The sequence below is a fragment of the Streptococcus sp. 2100 genome (assembly GCF_013276335.1).
Classification (GTDB): Bacteria; Bacillota; Bacilli; order Lactobacillales; family Streptococcaceae; genus Streptococcus; species Streptococcus pseudopneumoniae.
In genome coordinates this window covers 1-4,445 of record NZ_VMKV01000103.1, presented here as the reverse complement: position 1 = coordinate 4,445, position 4,445 = coordinate 1, and the positions used below count along the sequence as shown (strand labels likewise).

The 4,445-nt window shown below is 40.5% G+C and carries 4 protein-coding genes; all 4 read right to left on the bottom strand.

What is annotated here, in order from left to right:
• Positions 1-116 precede the first annotated feature (116 nt).
• The 4 genes from lytC to metA all read right to left on the bottom strand — a co-directional run bounded on the left by lytC (position 117) and on the right by metA (position 4,131).
• A complete protein-coding gene (lytC, locus tag HT669_RS10665) occupies positions 117-1,607 on the bottom strand; it encodes a choline binding-anchored murein hydrolase LytC (protein ID WP_172933707.1) in 1,491 nt (496 codons plus the stop codon).
• A 37-nt stretch (positions 1,608-1,644) separates the two neighbouring features.
• Positions 1,645-2,403, bottom strand: coding sequence for a triose-phosphate isomerase (gene tpiA, locus HT669_RS10660; protein WP_000087893.1), 759 nt, complete (start codon positions 2,401-2,403; stop codon positions 1,645-1,647).
• Positions 2,404-2,500: 97 nt separating this feature from the next.
• Positions 2,501-3,178 (bottom strand): DnaD domain-containing protein, encoded by a 678-nt coding sequence (locus HT669_RS10655; protein WP_000221595.1) that lies wholly within the window; start codon positions 3,176-3,178, stop codon positions 2,501-2,503.
• Between the two features lie 8 nt (positions 3,179-3,186).
• The gene (metA, locus tag HT669_RS10650) at positions 3,187-4,131 is read right to left on the bottom strand and encodes a homoserine O-succinyltransferase (RefSeq protein ID WP_166727960.1); all 945 of its coding nucleotides are present in this window, start codon (positions 4,129-4,131) and stop codon (positions 3,187-3,189) included.
• Positions 4,132-4,445: the final 314 nt, after the last annotated feature.

The window sequence follows — 4,445 nt, the reverse complement described above, 5'->3', positions numbered from 1 at the left end:
TTTCATTGAGTATAAGATTCATTTCCGAGCAAGTTCTTGAATTTACTCGAGGATAAACTATCATAAAACAAAGAAAAAGAGGGTGCTACTATCACATCCCTCTTTCTAATCAGAGCTTAATACCAAACGCTGACATCTACGCGCCCTTGGATTCCTTTCATGTATTCAGAAGAGGTATATTGCCAACCTTTTTCTCCTGAATAATGAGGGTTTTCCCATTCTAAAGCATTGTTATAGGCCGCTACCCAGTTTACATGTTTTAAAATATCTGGGTGTTTTAAACGCGTCTGTAATAAACTACGATAGCTATAGACATACACATTTTGATAACCCGCCTGCTTCATCGTCTCCATGTACTTGTTGATAATCTTAACCCAAGTACCTGTATCATTCGGAGCACACTTACTTTTATTCACATACTCCCAGTTCTCAACATCATAGTAGATAGGGTAAGACAAGTTCATATTGTATTTCTTCAGAAGTTCAATGGTCTGTTCAGCATCATTCTCAGCATCAGTCTCATTTTCAGCATAGGTATAGAGATAGACGCCATAAGGTATTCCCAGACGGTTTAACTCCTTAATGTTATGCGCCAATTCCTTGTCTTCTTTACCGCTATAACCTAGACGAACAATGACACCATCTACTTCATTTTCATCAATAACCTTTTTCCAATCATTGATACGGCCATTGTGCTCACTAATATCAATAACTTTCTTAGCATGTTCGGTTCCAACTTGTTCTTCTCTATTATTAAAGAAATAGCGTTTACCATCTCTGTGAACCCAGCCGACATTCAAATCTTTCTTTTCTTTGAGCTCACCAGAGGCCGCAAAGATATAGCGAGCGCCATCCATAATCACTTCATCAGTCGCCATGGCACCACTTCCAGTCAAATAGTAGTTGCCTTGCCACTCATTCTGAGCCATATAGCCCCACTTCTTGAAATAGTACCATTTGCCGCCCACTTTTTGCCACTCTTGGTTAGCATAAGTTCCATCGGATTTGAGATAAAAATAAGCAGAATAGGCTGGATCATAAAGCCATTCATTTTGCATCATGGCACCTTGACCGTTCAAGAAATAACTTCCTTGCCATTGGCTTTTAGCCATGTAACCCCACTTCTTGAAGTAGTACCACTTATTTCCAATCAATTGCCATTCTTGATGAGCATAAGCCCCATCTGACTTGAGATAAAACCAACTCTTGTAATTATTATCATAAAGCCACTCGTTTTGAGCCATATAGCCACCTGATTTCAGGTAGTAATTGCCCTGCCACTCATTTTGAGCATAACGACCGTCTGATTTGAGATAAAACCAAGCTTTGTAGTTATTATCAAAAATCCATTCACTTTGAGCTTTAGAACCATCAGCCTTTACATAATAATCTCCATCCCAGTGGGCAGAGACACTGTTTCTCTGTTCATTGCTACTAGTTGATGAAGTTCCTGTTGATAGACTAGATTTTTCTGAAACTGTGCTTCCACTTGTTTCATCTGCCGCAATTCCTGAAACTCTTACGCCAAGTAAGCAAAGGCTTGCTAGCCCTATACATACAAATTTTGTTTTCAATCTTTCCTCTCCTATAAAAAATGGAACAGACATCTGAATGCTGTTCCACCTAGCTTTTGCTACTTACTGATTATTTTACAAAGTCAAGCAAAGCCAAGAAGCTTTCAGCTTCAAGTGACGCACCACCTACAAGGGCACCGTCAACGTCTGGACAAGCCATGTATGAAGCAACGTTCTCAGGTTTAACAGAACCACCGTATTGAACACGAACTTTGTCTGCAACTTCTTGACCAAAGTCAGCAGCTACAACGTCACGAACAACTTTACACATTTTTTGTGCGTCGTCTTGTGAAGCTGATTTACCAGTACCGATAGCCCAGATTGGTTCGTAAGCGATAACTGATGCAGCAACTTGTTCAGCAGTCAATCCAGCCAATGCAGCAGATACTTGAGCACCTACAAATTCAGCAGCTTTACCAGCTTCGTAAGTTTCAAGTGACTCACCACAACAGATGATTGGAAGCATACCGTTTGCAAAGATTGCTTTTGCTTTTTTGTTGATATCTTCGTCAGTTTCATGGAAGTAGTCACGGCGTTCTGAGTGACCGATAACAACGTAGTCAGTACCGATTTCTTTCAAAACTTGTGGGCTTGTTTCACCAGTGAAGGCACCTGCATTTTCAAAGTAGCAGTTTTGAGCAGCAACTTTAAGGTTTGAACCTTTTGCCGCAGCAAGAACTGTTGTCAAATCAAGAGCTGGAGCAGCGATACCTGCTTCAACAAGATCTGATGAAGGAAGTTTTGACGCAACTGCTTCAACGAATGCTTTAGCTTCTTCTGGATTTTTGTTCATTTTCCAGTTACCAGCGATAAATGGTTTACGTGACATTTCACATACCTCTTTTTTCAATTTATTTTCTATTTATTTTATCACAATTAGACACAGCTTGCAAATCTTACTCGGATTTCAAGCCTGCTGACATGGATTAATCCTTCCAGAGATCCATAGCATTTCTGAAATCTGCCGATACCTGTGTCAACTGAGGATTGCTTGCTTCTCTTTCTGCCCGCTTAGCCTCGATTTGAGCCACACTTTTGATACCTTCATGTCGCCAGTTTCTCAAAATCGCCTGGATGTACTTCCAGTTTGGTTTTCCATTCAAAACAGCTTCACGAAGAGCTTCCTTAATCAAGTCAGCACTGGTTCCATCTTCCTTTAGTGTCTTCATCAAATCCTCAATCTCAAAAGGCGTCAACAAGCGTCCCAACTCCTGCTGGAAGGTTTCCACCAAATCCTTAAGATGATTTTGAGGTATCAACTGGTCTGAACTCGAAGCAATAGCTCCAAGCAAGTCATCCAAACGTTCCAAAGCCAAACTAGCATCAAAAAGCAATTCGATTTCGCCATTTAATTCGATAGTACGATACTGGAGAAGTCCCCTCTCCGTCAGATTGGAAATGGACTGGTTGACATCCGAAATTTCCTTGCCAATCCTTTCAGCAATCTGGCTTGGCGACATTTCTTCTAAGCCTGTCGTATTTTGCAAATAGAAAAATTGCCAAACCAGAAAATCGTCGCTAGAAGGAAAGAGTTCCTTAAAATGCAAGAGCAGGGCACTCGGTAAAACCAAGTTCCCTGATTTAAAAGCGTCTAAATATGTCATAATTCCTCTTATAAATACCCAAATGCAGATGCATCATCTTCTATTTTTCTCCAGTCAAAAGGGGTTTCCTGATAGACTGCATAATTTACCCAGTTACTGAAAAAGAGGGCTGCCGATGAAAACCAACAAAGACAAGGCGTCTGATTGACATCATCATCCTTAAAGTAATTTTCTGGAATATGAGGATCTAAACCTGCATCACAATCTCGGAAATACTCTTTTGCCAAGGTATCACGGTCATATTCCAAATGCCCAAAACTATAAATTTCACGCAAATCACGACTAGCCAAAATCGAAACCCCAACCTGAGAACCCTCTGATAAAATCTCGAGATTGGTTTTGTTTAAGACCTCTTCCTTAGAAATCTCCGTGTGCCGAGAATGAGGGGAAACATAGCTATCGTCAAAGCCTCTTAAAAGAAGGTGCCCTTCTTTTAAAGTGTCCTGAGGATAAATACCCGATAACTTACTGTCCATCTGGTATTTTTCCACTCCATAACGCAGATAAAGACCAGCCTGAGCCCCCCAACAGATATAAAGGGTCGAATAGACATGGGTCTTGGACCACTCAAGCACCTGGCTAAATTCCTCCCAATAGTCCACTTCCTCAAATGGTAAATGCTCAACTGGAGCACCCGTGATAATCATCCCATCAAAATACTCGTCCTTAACTTCAGGAAAAGTTTTATAAAAGGTCTCCATGTGCTCTGAACGAGTTGTCTTAGAACGATGGCTCTCCATATAGAGAAAATCAATATCCAGTTGTAGAGGTGTATTGGCCAAATGGCGTAACAACTGGGTCTCTGTGACCATTTTCTGTGGCATGAGATTTAAAATTAAAATCTTCAAGGGACGGATATCTTGGTGGGCTGCACGTTGATCATCCATGACAAAGATATTCTCTGTCCGTAAAATCTCAACAGCTGGTAATTTTTTATCAATTCGAATCGGCATAACCCTCTCCTAACTGTACTCTTTCAGGAATCATTGCATATGTTTGAAACTCTTCGAAAATCTCTTCAAACCGCGTCAACGTTGCCTTGCCGTACGTATATGTTACTGACTTCGTCAGTTCTATCTGCAACCTCAAAACTGTGTTTTGAGCTGACTTCGTCAGTTCTATCTACAACCTCAAAACAGTGTTTTGAGCAACCTGCGGCTAGCTTCCTAGTTTGCTTTTTGATTTTTATTGAGTATAAAATACAAGAAATACCTCGATTTTCAAGTCGAGGTATCTTTTTTTACATTTGGACAATCTTGCGATAACT

Coding starts and splice junctions, on each gene's coding strand:
- metA (WP_166727960.1), bottom strand. CDS start 4,131: ATGCCGATTCGAATTGATAAAAAATTACCAGCTGTTGAGATTTTACGG.
- HT669_RS10655 (WP_000221595.1), bottom strand. CDS start 3,178: ATGACATATTTAGACGCTTTTAAATCAGGGAACTTGGTTTTACCGAGT.
- lytC (WP_172933707.1), bottom strand. CDS start 1,607: ATGTCTGTTCCATTTTTTATAGGAGAGGAAAGATTGAAAACAAAATTT.
- tpiA (WP_000087893.1), bottom strand. CDS start 2,403: ATGTCACGTAAACCATTTATCGCTGGTAACTGGAAAATGAACAAAAAT.